This is a genomic window from Pseudomonas sp. B611 (assembly GCF_055407965.1).
Genome location: NZ_JBUZST010000054.1, coordinates 1 through 515 on the forward strand (window position 1 = coordinate 1; position 515 = coordinate 515).

Consider the following 515-nt stretch of genomic DNA (forward strand, 5'->3'; position numbering starts at 1 on the left):
TCGGGATTAAGGTGCCACCCACCGTTGTAGTCCACAGACTGGCGCAGATGCGGAGGAGGCAGGTCCTGGTACGGGTCCACCTGCAGCAGCGTGGTGGTACGCAAGTGGAAATCCTGGGCGTTGATAGGCAGTGGGTTTTCAAGAAGAGGGTCGCCTGGATCAGGAAATACAGGCCTGGTTCCATCCCAAATGACACCCAAGTGGGCCGTCAGCGCCGAGTAGTCATCCAGCCTGGACATCCATGCGCGTGAAAGAGGAAACCTGAAGACATAACCCGCATGAGCCTCATGGGGCTTTACCACATGATCCAGCGCAACCCAGATGAAGCGATACGGCGCAATGTGCTGGTTACCGGCGACCGTGACAATCAACCGTTGCCCCGGAAAGATTAAGGGCCATGCCTCGATTTTGACGGTTTCATCACCCGTGAAGCTATGCATCCTCAGCCACCAAGTGTTCCACTCATTCTTGGAGTGCTCATACACCGGCCTCGATCCAACCAGATCCTCCTCCCT

Annotated in this window: 1 pseudogene; it reads right to left on the reverse strand. The window is 56.3% G+C overall.

Going from position 1 to position 515, the window contains the following annotated elements:
• Window positions 1-440: pseudogene (locus ACZRMO_RS30245) on the reverse strand (hypothetical protein); the annotation flags it as partial.
• Window positions 441-515 lie beyond the last annotated feature (75 nt).